This is a genomic window from Ferruginibacter sp. SUN106, assembly GCF_050611765.1.
GTDB lineage: Bacteria > Bacteroidota > Bacteroidia > Chitinophagales > Chitinophagaceae > Ferruginibacter.
In genome coordinates, this window is sequence record NZ_JBODJC010000003.1 from 345,332 (window position 1) to 359,880 (window position 14,549).

Consider the following 14,549-nt stretch of genomic DNA (forward strand, 5'->3'; position numbering starts at 1 on the left):
TTTATAATGATGTAATTGTTATAAGTTAGAATCTTGGTTGAATAGTGTAATCATATCCTCTCCATGGTGCCTGCACATAAGGAAAAGCGGGTTTAAAAGTGGTATCATTTTTAGTTGGCCCTGCAGAAAAACTCAGTACATTCACCAGGTTGGTGGTTACCGGGCTGCTGCCATCTAATTTATAATCATCATACCACAAACCGATAGCTGCTAATGCCACACCACTTACTGCCTGCAGTTCGATAGTAGTTACATCATCTTCCAGTCTTCTGCCATTAGGAAAACCATCCATGTTAGGAATAAACTGAATGGCAGTGCTGCCATTGTATGCAGGATCAGTTAATCCTAACACTGCTGCATTTACAATACCCAGGCTGCTGAATTTTGCATCATTACGTGGAGTAGGGGGAACGGCCATGTTTAAACGAAGCATATCACCCAATGTTGGTAAAAAGTTATTGATAAAAGGTTTACCTGCAGAAAGTGGTCCGCCGGTTTTACCTGTTGCTAATTGATAAGGCGCAAGGTTAGGAACACCGGTATAAAATATCGGTAAGATATCCACTGCTCTAGGGCTTTTATTATCCGGTAATAAGATAGAACCAAAAACAGCTTCATCCAATGCTGTGCCTTTTACTGCAGCAGATCCTTTTAAAGAATACAAACCTGCTTTACCATTTCTGAAATCATAAGCACCTAAAGAATGATTCTGAATTCTTAATGCATTCAATGAAGGAACGGCACCACCAAATTGTGAATCGTCCATGTACAATGCCAACTCAGGATTCATAAAGTAAGAAGCAAATTGCAGATCGTTTGCAGGATTAGTAGCATTCCATTTGTCTTTCATTCCTACAGGAATAACTGCTTCATTTGTCAACGGCATACCTAAACGGGAAACCTGTATCCAGTTACCAGAATAAGCAACTGTACCTGTACCCGGGGTAATCGTTTTAATTTGCTGCCTGCTGGCACTTGCCCATACACCAATTACAAAATCACCATCTAAAATGCTGGTGGCTTGTGATACTGGCTTACCATCTTTCTGTAACAGGTTAATAGGGATTTTTAAAGCGATACTGTGTACATTATATCTTGATAAACCATCTTTGGTAGCATTAGTTGGGTTGCCTTGCGGACGGAAATTACCGGCATCAAATGCACCGGCCAAATCAACAAAGAAAGGATCATCAACAGGACCACAAAAAACTTTTTCACCACTGGTTGCTGTTGCAATGGCACCTGTAATTAAGGCGTCGTAATTAGCAACACCTAAACCAACCGGTGTACTTTGTATAGAACGTGGGCCAATATTAGCAGGAGGTACCACACCGTTTGTAACCACAGTAGTAAAAGCACCACCATTCACACTTTTTTCGCAGATGTAAGTGGTCTTAATATTCTGTGCACCTAAACGAATATTGAAGAATGTGGTTGGATCCTGGTTTACCTGTGAAAAAGTAAAACGGTACAAAATATCATCTGCTGCAGATGTGGTTTTGTTTTTAATATGAATTTCGTAACGGATGTTACTGCCAAAAGTATAATAGTTTGGCCCGCCTTCCGGTAACTCAAAAGGAATATAGTTAGCAATTATCGTAACTGTATTTGGATCATCCGGGCTGCGGAATGCATATACGTCGGTATTATCACACAAGGGGTCGTTACTGATCAACGGCGCTTCCCTGTGGCTTGATGCATTGGTTACTATACTGCCCGTAAGTAAAGCCAGCATCAGCACCAATTGCTTTGTTTTAAAAAATGTTCTTTTCATCTTTGTAAATTTTAGTTTTAATTATTTAGTTGAAGGAGCGTTAAAATCAAATAACAGGGAAAGGCGGATAGTATTTTTTAAAGCGTTGTTGTTGGTATTATTACCTGTTGGTACCAGGTAAGAAAAATTTAATCCTGCTACTTTATACATTACACCTGCGCCTACTGTAAAATAATTTCTGTTGCCTTTTAATTTGTTCTCGGTAAAATACCCTGCACGTACACTAAACTGATCGTGGTAAGTATATTCTGTACCAAGGCCCAATTGAAATTCTTTGATCTCTTCGCTAAAGCCACCCGGTGCATCACCAAATGAACTGAACCAGCTACCCACAACACCTTTATTTTCATAAGCCATTACTTTGGCAGGATCAGAAGGATCGGGAGGAGTAGGTACCATTAATTTGTTCAGGTCAAGGGCAAAAGAAATTTTATTATCATCATCAATTTTTTTGTTGTAAGCTGCACCCAGTGCAAGGTTGGCAGGGATATAACTATCGGTGCCGCCATAATTTATTTTGCTGCCCAGGTTAGTTAATGCTGCACCAAAATTCCAGCCTTTTTTATTCATGTAAAAAGCAGAAAGATCAGCTGCCACTGCGCTGCCCGATTTGTAATTACTGTTTACAGAACTGTTGGCCAGTTTACTGTTGATGTACCTTACAGAAAGGCCTACACCTAATTTATCCGACAGTTTTCTTGAATAACCTGCTTCTAATGCAAGGTCTTGCGGTTTGTAGGTACTTACTTCCTGGCCGATATTATCGGTTAAAGTAAAAGTGCCTAAACTGAAATTGCGAAAGCCAAAGCTGATGGCTTCTTTTTCATTCAGTTTATAAAAACTGGATAAAGAGATCTGGTACAGATTTTTCACATCCAGCTCACTCAGCCATGGCGTGTAATTGAGGCCTATACCGTATTTGGCATCATTAAAAACAGTTTTACTGCCATTGTAAAACATTGAATTAACGTCGGGGCTTGTAGCCACGCCAACATCACCCATGCCGCCGGTACGGGCATCAGCTGCCAGTCTTAAAAAAGGTACCGCAGTGGTAATGGGATTTTCTTTCCCGGATTGTGCAAGGGATGTTTCTCCAAACATCATAAGCAGTAAAACCGGAAGAATGATTTTAGTGAATTTTGAAATCATGTGTCGTAGTGTTTTTATTTTTTCGGAAAATGAAACAGGTTGTCTCATGAGTTACTTACGGGGAATGTTGTTAAATGGTTTTAACTTTTTTATAAACCACCTGTTTAAATAATTATACCAGAATGAAAACACTATCATTATTATCTATAATTTTGAACTCATTATTAATTATTCATTATCAAATTATCCATTAATATGGCCTATTGGTTAGTAAAATCAGAACCTTCCGTTTACAGCTGGGACCAGTTTGTAACTGACAAGCAAACTTTCTGGAGCGGTGTACGCAATTATGCAGCCCGTATTAATTTAAGAGCCATGAAAAAAGGCGATGAGGTATTATACTATCACAGTAATGAAGGCGTAGAAATTGTAGGCATTGCAAAAGTGATCAAAGAAGCCTACCAGGATCCAACAACAGATGATGACAGGTGGGTGGCTGTGGATCTGAAGCCTGTAAAAAAATTAAAGAAACCTGTTCTGCTCGAAATAATAAAAAAAGATAAACTACTTGCCAATATGGACCTGGTAAGACTAGGTCGATTGAGTGTACAAACCGTTAAGCCGGAAGAGTGGGAGATCGTAATGAAGCTGGCCGGCGAAAAATAAAAAATCACTTTAACAATTTACAAGGGTTACTTATTAATTGATTGCAGCATTATGGAATGGATGCATCCTGTATTCTATTCTTAATTCAAAAATCAATTTTTATGTTTATTACAATCAAACCTTTTTACAAGGGTGTAATCCTATTGCTTGTACTGGCCTCATGTAACCAGGCTTATCAACGATCTGAATCTGCTCAATTAGATCAGTTAAGTAGAAAAACGGATACCATGTCTGATTCGGCAGGTGTTGCTCCAATGACTAAAGTAAATGATGAAGAACAATTCAACACCGAACAATACGGCAATATTGTAGAGAACAGTTTTTTAGCTGCCAATCAAAATCCGCTTTCCACATTTTCCATTGATGTAGATGAAGCTGCCTACAGTAATGTGCGGCGTTTTATTCAAAATGGTACCATCCCTCCCAAAGGCGCTGTGCGATTGGAAGAGATGATCAACTATTTTGATTATGATTATGCGCCGCCGCAAAATGACGATCCCTTTGCAGTGCATACAGAAATAGCGGCCTGTCCCTGGAATGAAAAACACCGGTTGGTGCATATTGGTTTAAAAGGAAAAGAAATAGCTGCTGAAAAATTACCTCCTGCAAATCTTGTTTTTTTAGTGGATGTTTCCGGTTCAATGGATCAACCTGATAAATTGCCTTTAGTACAATCGTCAATGAAATTATTAACCGACCAGTTGAGAGAAAACGATAAAGTAGCGATTGTTGTTTATGCTGGTGCAGCAGGTTTGGTATTACCCTCTACATCAGGAAATAATAAAACAAAAATTAAAGCCGCTATTGACAATTTAGAAGCCGGTGGTTCCACCGCAGGCGCAGCAGGTATTCAACTGGCCTATACAATTGCAAAAGAAAATTTTTCTGAAAATGGAAACAACAGGGTAATATTGGCTACAGACGGAGATTTTAATGTTGGTACCAGCAGCGATGATGAACTGGTGCGTTTAATTGAAGAAGAAAGAAAGAGCAATATCTTTTTAACGGTGCTGGGTTTTGGTACCGGCAATTACCAGGATAATAAAATGCAGCAACTGGCTGATAAAGGAAATGGTAATCATGCTTATATCGATAACCTGGATGAGGCTAAAAAAGTTTTGGTGAAAGAATTCGGCAGCACTTTATTTACCATTGCAAAAGATGTTAAGATACAGGTGGAATTTAATCCGGCAAAAGTACAATCCTATCGCCTGATAGGTTATGAAAACAGGGTGTTGCAAAAAGAAGATTTTAATGATGATAAAAAAGATGCCGGTGAACTGGGTGCCGGGCATACAGTGACTGCATTGTATGAAATTATTCCGGTGGGAGTGCATGATGAATTTACCGGCAAAGTGGATGCACTGAAATACCAAACTACCCCGGTGATCAACAATGATCTTACCAATGAAATGCTCACCATTAAACTGCGGTATAAAAAACCAACCGGTGATGAAAGTAAATTGATCGTTCATCCGGTATCGGATGAAAATATAAGTATTGAAAACACATCTGATAATTTTCGCTTTTCGGCAGCCGTAGCTTCATTTGGAATGTTATTGCGCAATTCGGCCTATAAACAAAACACCAGTTACGAGGAGGTGATTGCATTGGCAACAAATGCCAAAGGAAAAGACATAAATGGCTATCGTACTGAATTTATTAGTCTTGTGGAAACGGCTTCAGCATTACCCGTAGCAAAAAAATAAACCCAACGATTGCCTGCCATTTCTTTTATGTAATTTTTATTAATCAGCATCTCATAACCCAAAACTCATCGGTATGAAAACAAAACTAATTATTGCTGCAGCAGTATGCTTTTCAATTTTTATTTCCTGTAACCACAGCGCCAAGCAAAGCTTGAAAAATGAAACGGTTGCCAATGTTGAGCTTTCCAATGTTACGGAACTTAAAAAAACAAGTTTTGAATCAAATCGCAATACACAGGAACCACAACAAATTCCGGTGGGCACACAGCAGCAGGTAAAGGCTGATTCAGCTGCACCGCCTCCAGCTGTTACATCCAATAAGCCTGCTGCTAATCCTGATTGGGATAAAAAAATAATTAAGACCGCCACACTTAAATTAGAAGTAAAAGATTTTAAAGGCTATAATGATAATGTACACAAAACGGTAAAACAATTCGGCGGCTATATTGCACAGGAAGAACAAAATCTTACTGATGAAAAATCTGAAACTGTTATCTCCATAAAAGTTCCCGTAGACCAGTTTGAAACAATGATGAATCAACTACCCGGAGCTGATATAAAAGTATTGGAAAGAAAGATCAATACAGAAGATGTTACCGGGCAAGTAGTGGATACAAGATCGAGGCTGGAAGCAAAAAAACAAATGCGGCTAAAATACCTGGAGTTTTTAAAACAATCTAAAAACATGGAAGAAGTACTGCAGGTACAAAACGAGATCAACAGTATACAGGAAGAAATTGAATCAGCTGCCGGCAGGGTAGAATTTCTTTCGCATCAATCGGCTTACAGCACTATCAACCTTACTTTCTTTCAACCATTAGCTGGTTACAAACCAACTGATGATACGCCAACATTTTTTACAAGGATAAGCCATGCTTTTAAAACCGGTGCCAGTTGGTTCGCTGACCTGTTTGTAGGATTGATTTCGATATGGCCATTGCTGTTAGCAGGTATCGGAATTTATATAGGGGTGAAGAAAATTAAATTCGCTAAAAAACCTGTGATCAATGCCTGATACAATTTAAATTTGTGGAAATTGTATCAATGGCTGCTGAAAATAAAAAACATATCGTTGTACTTTCCGGCGCTGGCATCAGCGCCGAAAGTGGTTTAAAAACTTTTAGAGACAGCGATGGCTTATGGATGGGCTACAATGTGGAAGATGTGGCCACTCCAAGGGCTTTTAAAAAAGATCCGCAACTGGTACTTAATTTTTATAACGAAAGAAGGAGGGATGTGGCAGCAGCAGAACCCAATGCTGCACATAAGGGGCTTGCAGATTTAGAAAAAGATTTCAACGTTACCATCATCACACAAAATATTGATGACCTGCACGAACGTGGTGGCAGTACCAATGTATTGCACCTGCACGGGCAAATTTTTCAAATGCGGAGTGTAGCGAATATCAGTACCATTTATGAAATACGGGGAGACATAAATGTTGGCGACCTTGCACCGGATGGTTTTCAGCTTCGCCCCAATATTGTTTGGTTTGAAGAAGCTGTACCTATGATGGAAGAAGCTGCAGCATTATTGCATGACTGCGATTATTTTGTGGTTGTCGGCACATCATTACAGGTTTATCCGGCAGCCTCTTTATTACATTATGCGCCGCCGTTTTTACCCAAATTTATTATCGATAAAAAAATACCTTCAGTTAGTAATTATCCTAATCTTCATTTAATAGAAAAACCTGCCACAGAAGGGGTGGAGGAATTGAGGAAATTATTATCCGGTAAGTATTAAATAACCTTTTCAGTAAATTTAATATCCATCAGTTCCAGTTCTTTCAATACCGGGTCATAAATTTCTTTTGCCGTAGGTATTTGTAAACCTGTAAGTGTTATTGTACCGTTTAAGATCAGTTTTGCAGCTATGCCCAATGGCAAACCAACCGTTTTAGCCATTGCAGTTCTCAAACTATCTGTGCCCTCTACACGCAACCAGCTTTCAACTTTCAACTTTGAACTTTCAATTGTATACTCTATCTCATGCAACATTACAATCATATCTTTATCATCTGGCTGCATGGCCAATTTGCTTTCTGCCACAAACTGTAAAATATCTGCAGAGCATTGTGCTGCTTTAGGTAATTTATTATTGGAGTTGAGGCCTAAAAAATTAAACTGGCTTAAAATTTCCTGGTGAAAATCTTCATGCACATACAGGTCAACATATTCTTCCAGGCTCATTTCGCTGTCTTCTACTAAATATAATTTTCTCTCTAACCAATCAGCATAGGTTTCGCAATCCATTATATTATCGTGGTCTTCGGTATCGGTTAGCCCAAGGTTTACAATATAATCCCAGCCACGGCAGAAGGCCGGATAACGTAAAGTGGTCCTGATAAATGTTTCTGCATTTTCCAGGTTGTAAGTAGGCATATAACTTATAGAATCCCTGTTGGGGTACCAGGCCAGTTGCCCTAAACCAGGAAATGAGATCAATTCGCAATTTTCAAAAACAGTTTGATATTCTTCCTCAATTATTTCCCTGTTCTCTTTGTACACCGCACCGGCACTTCCTGCTAAAATAATATTGCGTGGGTTCCAGCTGATCTTGTAATGCCAGGGATTATTATCGCTTGCAGGTGCAATTAAACCACCACAATGACTTTTAAAAGAAGTTATCGTTCCGCCTTTGGCTTTTATCTCATTTATCATCTTCATTGCACTCATGTGGTCGATACCAGGATCTAAACCCATTTCGCATAGGAAGAGAATGTTTCGGTTTTCGATTTCAGATTTCAGATTGCGGATTTGGTCGTCCACATAAGAGGCTGTTAAAAGGTTTTTACCATAGGTTACGCAATCCTGCGCCACTAAAAAATGCAGGGCAGGGGGCATCATCGAAATTACAATGTCTGCTTTTTGTATCAGCTCCGCTCTTTGCTCGCCTTTGGTAATATCAATCTGCACCGCTTCTGCTAAAGGCGAATTATTTGTTTTGGCTAATACCTGGTTTTTATCTGCATCGGCAATAATAATTTTCCAGTCATTCGATTGCGCTTGCTGCAGTAAGTAGTCGATTAAAACAGTGGCTGATTTGCCGGCACCAAAGAGTAGTAGAGTTTTCAAGGGTTAAATTTATTTTAGCATAGCATCCGCTATTGCAGAGTCAATAATAAACGCATTCTTTTTAAATAAAGTGTTTGTCACCACGTCATTTTTTAATTTGTAAAATTATAACGGGATTTTTTGCCTGAACGTTCACAAAATTACATAATTCGGGTTAATAAAGTACTATCCGGAATCTTGTCCACAGGCCCGCAATAAATGTGTAAAACTAACCCGATAAAACAGCGTTTTTAAGCGGAAAAACGCCTGAAAATCGTTACTTTCGCCAACTAAGAAATCGGACAAAAATTATATGGAAAATAACGAAGAATTAAAAGACGGAAACCTTAACAACCGGGGCAAAATTATACCGGTAAATATTGAGGAGCAAATGAAGACTTCTTACATCGATTACAGCATGAGTGTAATTGTTGGCCGGGCCCTGCCGGATGTAAGAGATGGATTTAAACCCGTTCACCGCCGTGTTTTATATGGCATGAGTGAGTTGGGCAATTACAGCAACAAACCGTATAAAAAATCTGCCCGTATTGTGGGTGAGGTAATGGGTAAATATCACCCCCACGGTGATGCTTCCATATATGATACGATGGTACGTATGGCGCAGGAATGGAATATGCGGTATACACTGGTTGACGGACAGGGAAACTTTGGTAGCCAGGATGGAGATCCGCCGGCTGCTATGCGTTATACCGAGGTGCGTATGCAAAAGCTGGCCGAAGCTATGCTGGATGATATTGAAAAAGAAACTGTGGATTTTCAACTGAACTTTGATGATTCGTTGAAAGAACCGACCGTACTGCCTACAAGAATTCCGCAGTTGCTGGTAAATGGCGCCAGCGGTATAGCCGTAGGTATGGCTACTAACATGATGCCGCATAATTTAAGTGAGGTAATTGATGCTTGTGTGGCTTATATCGACGATAAAGAAATTTCTATTGATGATCTTACCAAACACGTAAAAGGCCCCGATTTTCCAACCGGAGGTATCATTTATGGTTTTGAAGGCGTAAAAGCAGCCTTACATACCGGCCGTGGCAGGGTGGTACTGAGAGGAAGGGTAAATGTTGAAACCGGCAAAAACGGCAGGGAAAAGATCGTTATTTACGAAACCCCTTACCAGGTAAACAGGGATCAGCTTACTTCCAAGATCGGCGAACTGATCAACGAAAAATTAATTGAAGGCATCAGCGATGTTAATAACGAAAGTAATAAAGAAGGTACAAGGGTAGTAGTAGAGCTGAAAAAAGATGTGGTGGCACAGGTAGTAATCAACCAGCTGTATAAACAAACCGACCTGCAGACTTCTTACGGTATCAACAATGTGGCCATTGTAAAAGGAAGGCCAAAGATCCTGAACCTTAAAGACCTGATCAGGGAGTTTATTGAGTTCAGGCATGAAGTGGTTATCCGCAGAACAAGATACGAATTACGTAAGGCTGAAGAAAGAGCACATATCTTAGAAGGTTATATTATTGCTCTGGATAACCTTGATGCAGTGATCAAACTCATCAGGGAATCATCTACACCCAATATTGCACAGGAAGGGTTGATCAGCAATTTTGGTATGACAGAGATACAGGCTAAAGCTGTACTGGAACTGCGTTTACAACGCCTTACCGGTATGGAGATAGATAAGATACGTGAAGAGCATGCTGAAATTATGAAACTGATTGAAAGGTTGAAAGAAATTTTAGCCACTGAAAGTTTACGTTTCCAGATCATTAAAGATGAACTGGCAGAGATAAAAGAAAAATTTGGAGACGAACGCCGCACAGAGATCACTTACCTGGATGATGAGATCAGCATGCTGGATCTTATTGAAGAAGAAGATGTGGTGGTTACCATTTCTCATTTAGGTTATATCAAAAGAACTTCGGCTACCGAATATCGTCAGCAGCGCCGTGGCGGCCGCGGTGCCAAAGGCAGCAGCACAAGGCAGGAAGATTATATTGAACATCTTTTTGTTGCCAGTACGCACCACACTTTATTATTCTTTACCGAAAAAGGAAAATGCTTCTGGTTGCCGGTATACCAGATACCCGAAGGTGATAAAACCAGCAAGGGAAGGGCTATACAGAACCTGGTACAGATTCCGCCGGATGATAAGGTAAGGGCCATCATCGATGTAAAGGATTTTAAAGACGAAGAATACCTGAAGAGCCACTATATTGTTTTGTGTACGAAAAAGGGTATCATCAAAAAAACTGACCTGGAAGATTTTAGTCGTCCACGCCAGAGCGGTATTAACGCTATTAATATTTTAGAAGGCGATCAGTTACTGGCAGCAAGGTTAACCGATGGTAATTGCGAAATCATGATGGCAGTTAAAAGCGGCCGTGCCATTCGTTTCCCCGAAGAGAAAGTACGTAGCACAGGCCGCGGTGGTATTGGTGTAGCGGGTATTGAAGTAGATGATGAAAACGACGAAGTGGTTGGGCTGGTTTGTGTAAACCGTGAAGATAAGAGCAAAACCATTTTGGTAGTGAGCGAAAAAGGTTATGGCAAACGTACTTCGCTAGACGATGCTGAAACCGGCGAAGCCAATTACAGGATCACTAACCGTGGCGGTAAAGGGGTTAAAACCATCAATGTAACGCCAAAAACAGGTGGATTGGTTGGGTTGCTGGACGTAACAGAAAAAGAAGACCTGATGATCACCTGCGTAAGCGGCGTTACCATACGTATGAGTGTGGCCAGCGTTAGCGAGCAGGGCAGGGCAACACAGGGTGTAAAACTGATAAGGGTGGATGAAGATGATGCTATTGCAGCAATCACACAGCTGGATGAAAAAGAAGAAGAAGTAGAAGGAGTAATTGAAGGCGATGTTAATGATATTGCGGCAGAAGGAATAGCTCCTGATACAGCTTCAGATATCTCTGAAACACCAGAGGATAATACAACTGAATCAACTGATAATCAGTAAATGAACAAATTTACCGGATATAAAAAGTCAATACTAACCAGTATTGGCTTTTTGTTTTTTATACTTGCCGGCAGGGCCCAGGAGCCGGCTTATGCCCGGCAGCTCTTCGGGCAAAAAAGCCTGGTGCAGGCAAAAGAATCTGTGGATAGTTTTTTGTTGCAGAACAGTACCAGTGCCGAAGCCTGGTTACTGAAAGCACAGATCTACGCTGCTATTACCAACGATATTTTTCTGAAAGACCTGCTGGCAGATGGCCGCATGGATGCTTTCCAGGCTTTGCAAAAAGCAATGCAGTTGAATACACTGTACACAGAAAAGGAGTTGAGTTCCGATAATTATAAAGTGGCTTTTGACTTGTACAATGGCTACAGCGATGAAGGGGTAGCCTATTTTAATGCCGGTGCCGAACGAAATGATAAGGGCAGTTACGCATTAGCCTTAACCAGGTTTAAAAAAGCCGCTGGCATAAAGGAATTTATAGCAGCACATATTTGGGTAGAGAGCCCTGATGTGCGCAATCTTTTATATTCTGCCAAAGCTGCCATAGCTGCCGGCAATGAAGATGAAGCCATGTATTTTGCCAAAAAAATGGCTGACCGGAATATTTCCGGTTATCCTTACGGTGATGGTGAGCCGGTGTATAAATGGCTGCTGTATCATTTACGCTTAAAAAAGGATGATGAAGGAATGAATAAATATTATGGTACGATGCAATTGTTATACCCGTCTTCCGATTATTATATGCTCAATCTTATTGATTATTACCGCGATCAAAATGATATTGTAGCAATGATAGTACAATACTATAAGCTGTTTAGTACCAATGCACACTACAATAAACCCGTAAACCGGCTTGCTTTAATTAAAGACCTGTACCATTACCTATATACAAATCCTGAAAAGAACCCGGCTTACATTGATGCCAAAGATCATAATTGGGGAATTGTAACTGTAAAAAGGCTAAAGGATACGCTGTATAGTGAACTGGTAAGGTTTAATGCAACAGACGATACATCTGCAGAAGGCAAACTTTTATTGGGTAAATTTTTTATTAACCAGGCAGTAGATAATAAAAAAGCAGGTAAAAAATCAGCAGCAATTAATTGTTTAAAGCAATCTAATGTTTATTTAAAAGAAGTTGCAGACCATCCACACGTAACTGATAAAAGAAATTATAAGGAGGCACTGGCTTTGCTGCTATCTAATTACAAAATACTCGGGATGGAAAAGGAGATAAAGAAGTATACCGCAATACAAAAGTCGGGCGGCAGATAAAATGTCAATAGTTAATTTACAGCACCCGTTCTTTTAAAGCATGGGCAGGGTGAATGATATCGTGATATTTGGCAATTTCGCACACGTCTCGTTCTGTTTTTAAATTACACTTTGCCAAAAGCCGGTAATTGCCATTTGCCCAGTCATCAATTTCCAGGTGAGTGATCACCGACTCTGATTTATGAGATATGGTTTTACCGATAAGCTTATCAGTATAATACGCCAGCAGGTAGCTGGCATCTGCAAAATTGTAAAATTCCATGGTTTAAGGCTTGAACTTGAGGGATAGTTTAAAAATAAGTATAAAATTTAAATTGCCGGCTCTTTTTTGGCTGAAACTGAAATTTTGTAAAGTGATGCAATAAAAGCCTGAATAGGGTCAGGCTTTTTTATATGAAACTGATACTTTAATAATTTCACTAAACCTGAAACCCAATAGTGAAAATAGAGGGGGAAGGGATGAAGATCCGGCCCCCGGTAACTTTGTTTATTCCAAATTTCCCATGAAGAAAACCAGTACAAAACTAATACCCTGAAAATGAAAATTGTTGTGATTTGAAACCGATTATTTACATAATTCACACTTACGCCCCAAAATAAAGGGCAACCTTTGCAGGTTGCCCACTAAACTAATAGGAGAAAAACTACCCCATATAAAAATACAGATAGCAGAACAACAAGGTATGATTTTAAATGAATAGCTAAAAGCAGTTAACTATTAGATAACTAATGTAAACAGCGGAAAGTTTGTTGCATAAAAATAGGGCTGGCAAAATGCCAACCCCACGAGCCTTATCTCAGACGTTGTCTGCGGATACCCGCTGACAAAATCAAATATATAGTTTTTAGATATGAAAACCTGAGGAATGGATCATTCACTCACTTTTATTTCCCTTGGGAAGAAATTCATAAAGATCCCGAGGTATTGATGGTTTGAAAAGGGAAGCTGTGTTTCATACACCGAAAAGATCAGCCAATTATAAACTCTTCTTGTTTGAAGCGCCTGGCCTTCACCTAAATACTCCTTAAATGCTTTTGGCCCGGGGTTAGTTACAATTAAAACCAGGATTATAATGGCAATGATTATCCAGAACTTTTTTACTAAAGACATAAGGATGTTTAAGTTTATCGGTTTCAAATATAGTTAATAAGCTATAATTAGAAAGGCAGGTAAAACAAAATGAATTGCGAAGCGGCGGAGCCTTGGTACACAATTTTTCAACCTTGCGTAGCATGGACGAAAAAATGGGGGACAAAGAGCAATATAACATGGAGAGAGGGGTTGCCGTAGGCGAACCTTTTTAAATAGAAAAAGGGTGTATCAGCACCCTTTTTGTAAACTTGGTAGATGTTACCTACTTTATGCTAAGATACGGTGAAATTTATAAAGAATCTTTGCCGATTTTTTTCGGTTCCTTACCATCCACTTGATGCGTATCTATTACCTTTTCTATATGCTGTAAACTTTGCTCTATTGATTTTTCTGTGCTACTTGCATTATAGTAACTTAAGCAGGTAACGAGGGTGTATATTATACTTGATATAATATAACAATTGCGTATGTTAAACCTCTTTGTGTTCTACTATACTTATCCTGCTTTTCATAAAAATCACTGGTTAGCTTATTAAGTGCTTGTATAGATGTATTAGTATCAATTACTGATTGTGTACTTTTTAATCCTAATTGCTCAATAGCTTCTTTTAATTCTAAAACTCTTTTTTCTTTTTCAACTAATCCTTTGTAACCACCTGATGCTTTAAAAATGAAAGTGTCCCCACTGACTTTATATAAACTGTTATCCATAGCATAGGGAACAAGATATTTATCGGTAGTTAACTTGTGTAAGGCGGCTAATACAAAAGCACCTTCTGGGTCTGAGTTTTTATATCCTAAGGCATTATTAATGCTGCTATGGGAAAATCCAGCAGGAACTTGGGGTGTGAATAGTTCTAATATTTTATCACACGTTGGTAAAGGTTCGATGTAATCCATGCCTCAATATACAATCATGTTATCATATTTCATAATGCACTTG

Annotated in this window: 12 protein-coding genes; 6 read left to right on the forward strand and 6 right to left on the reverse strand. The window is 39.4% G+C overall.

Annotated features, from left to right (window positions below):
* Positions 1–25: 25 nt before the first annotated feature.
* Together ACQ334_RS12930 and porV are read right to left on the reverse strand one after the other, a co-directional pair.
* Positions 26–1,774 (reverse strand): DUF4331 domain-containing protein, encoded by a 1,749-nt coding sequence (locus ACQ334_RS12930; protein WP_430988644.1) that lies wholly within the window; start codon positions 1,772–1,774, stop codon positions 26–28.
* A 21-nt stretch (positions 1,775–1,795) separates the two neighbouring features.
* Complete coding sequence (gene porV, locus ACQ334_RS12935; RefSeq protein WP_430988645.1) at positions 1,796–2,923, reverse strand: type IX secretion system outer membrane channel protein PorV; 1,128 nt, start codon at positions 2,921–2,923, stop codon at positions 1,796–1,798.
* 195 nt (positions 2,924–3,118) lie between these two features.
* Here porV and ACQ334_RS12940 point away from each other — a divergent pair, with 195 nt between their 5' ends.
* The 4 genes from ACQ334_RS12940 to ACQ334_RS12955 all read left to right on the forward strand — a co-directional run bounded on the left by ACQ334_RS12940 (position 3,119) and on the right by ACQ334_RS12955 (position 6,984).
* Positions 3,119–3,529, forward strand: a complete 411-nt coding sequence (locus tag ACQ334_RS12940) for an EVE domain-containing protein (protein WP_430988646.1) — start codon at positions 3,119–3,121, stop codon at positions 3,527–3,529.
* Positions 3,530–3,756: 227 nt separating this feature from the next.
* Positions 3,757–5,238 (forward strand): vWA domain-containing protein, encoded by a 1,482-nt coding sequence (locus ACQ334_RS12945; RefSeq protein WP_430988647.1) that lies wholly within the window; start codon positions 3,757–3,759, stop codon positions 5,236–5,238.
* A gap of 73 nt (positions 5,239–5,311) precedes the next feature.
* A complete protein-coding gene (locus ACQ334_RS12950) occupies positions 5,312–6,253 on the forward strand; it encodes a DUF4349 domain-containing protein (protein ID WP_430988648.1) in 942 nt (313 codons plus the stop codon).
* Between the two features lie 14 nt (positions 6,254–6,267).
* On the forward strand, positions 6,268–6,984 hold the full coding sequence (locus ACQ334_RS12955) for an SIR2 family NAD-dependent protein deacylase (RefSeq protein WP_430988649.1): 717 nt from the start codon (positions 6,268–6,270) through the stop codon (positions 6,982–6,984).
* On the opposite strand, the gene ACQ334_RS12960 is transcribed toward ACQ334_RS12955, so the two are convergent.
* Complete coding sequence (locus ACQ334_RS12960) at positions 6,981–8,315, reverse strand: saccharopine dehydrogenase C-terminal domain-containing protein (RefSeq protein ID WP_430988650.1); 1,335 nt, start codon at positions 8,313–8,315, stop codon at positions 6,981–6,983. The genes ACQ334_RS12955 and ACQ334_RS12960 overlap by 4 nt on opposite strands.
* Positions 8,316–8,607: 292 nt before the next feature.
* Between ACQ334_RS12960 and gyrA the strand changes: the two genes are divergently transcribed.
* Positions 8,608–11,238, forward strand: a complete 2,631-nt coding sequence (gene gyrA, locus ACQ334_RS12965) for a DNA gyrase subunit A (protein WP_430988651.1) — start codon at positions 8,608–8,610, stop codon at positions 11,236–11,238.
* Positions 11,239–12,513, forward strand: a complete 1,275-nt coding sequence (locus ACQ334_RS12970; protein ID WP_430988652.1) for a hypothetical protein — start codon at positions 11,239–11,241, stop codon at positions 12,511–12,513. It abuts the gene before it with no gap.
* Positions 12,514–12,529: 16 nt separating this feature from the next.
* On the opposite strand, the gene ACQ334_RS12975 is transcribed toward ACQ334_RS12970, so the two are convergent.
* From ACQ334_RS12975 to ACQ334_RS12985, 3 genes are all read right to left on the reverse strand, one after another.
* Positions 12,530–12,775 (reverse strand): hypothetical protein, encoded by a 246-nt coding sequence (locus ACQ334_RS12975; protein ID WP_430988653.1) that lies wholly within the window; start codon positions 12,773–12,775, stop codon positions 12,530–12,532.
* 609 nt (positions 12,776–13,384) lie between these two features.
* Positions 13,385–13,624: a hypothetical protein gene (locus tag ACQ334_RS12980; RefSeq protein ID WP_430988654.1), complete on the reverse strand. Its 240-nt coding sequence runs from the start codon at positions 13,622–13,624 to the stop codon at positions 13,385–13,387.
* A 420-nt stretch (positions 13,625–14,044) separates the two neighbouring features.
* A complete protein-coding gene (locus ACQ334_RS12985; protein WP_430988655.1) occupies positions 14,045–14,506 on the reverse strand; it encodes a hypothetical protein in 462 nt (153 codons plus the stop codon).
* Between the last annotated feature and the right edge of the window lie 43 nt (positions 14,507–14,549).

What these genes read in the sequence shown, in the direction of transcription:
- ACQ334_RS12930 (WP_430988644.1), bottom strand. Translation starts at nt 1,774, where the DNA reads ATGAAAAGAACATTTTTTAAAACAAAGCAATTGGTGCTGATGCTGGCT.
- ACQ334_RS12945 (WP_430988647.1), top strand. Translation starts at nt 3,757, where the DNA reads ATGTCTGATTCGGCAGGTGTTGCTCCAATGACTAAAGTAAATGATGAA.
- ACQ334_RS12985 (WP_430988655.1), bottom strand. Translation starts at nt 14,506, where the DNA reads ATGGATTACATCGAACCTTTACCAACGTGTGATAAAATATTAGAACTA.
- ACQ334_RS12940 (WP_430988646.1), top strand. Translation starts at nt 3,119, where the DNA reads ATGGCCTATTGGTTAGTAAAATCAGAACCTTCCGTTTACAGCTGGGAC.
- ACQ334_RS12970 (WP_430988652.1), top strand. Translation starts at nt 11,239, where the DNA reads ATGAACAAATTTACCGGATATAAAAAGTCAATACTAACCAGTATTGGC.
- porV (WP_430988645.1), bottom strand. Translation starts at nt 2,923, where the DNA reads ATGATTTCAAAATTCACTAAAATCATTCTTCCGGTTTTACTGCTTATG.
- ACQ334_RS12980 (WP_430988654.1), bottom strand. Translation starts at nt 13,624, where the DNA reads ATGTCTTTAGTAAAAAAGTTCTGGATAATCATTGCCATTATAATCCTG.
- gyrA (WP_430988651.1), top strand. Translation starts at nt 8,608, where the DNA reads ATGGAAAATAACGAAGAATTAAAAGACGGAAACCTTAACAACCGGGGC.
- ACQ334_RS12950 (WP_430988648.1), top strand. Translation starts at nt 5,312, where the DNA reads ATGAAAACAAAACTAATTATTGCTGCAGCAGTATGCTTTTCAATTTTT.
- ACQ334_RS12975 (WP_430988653.1), bottom strand. Translation starts at nt 12,775, where the DNA reads ATGGAATTTTACAATTTTGCAGATGCCAGCTACCTGCTGGCGTATTAT.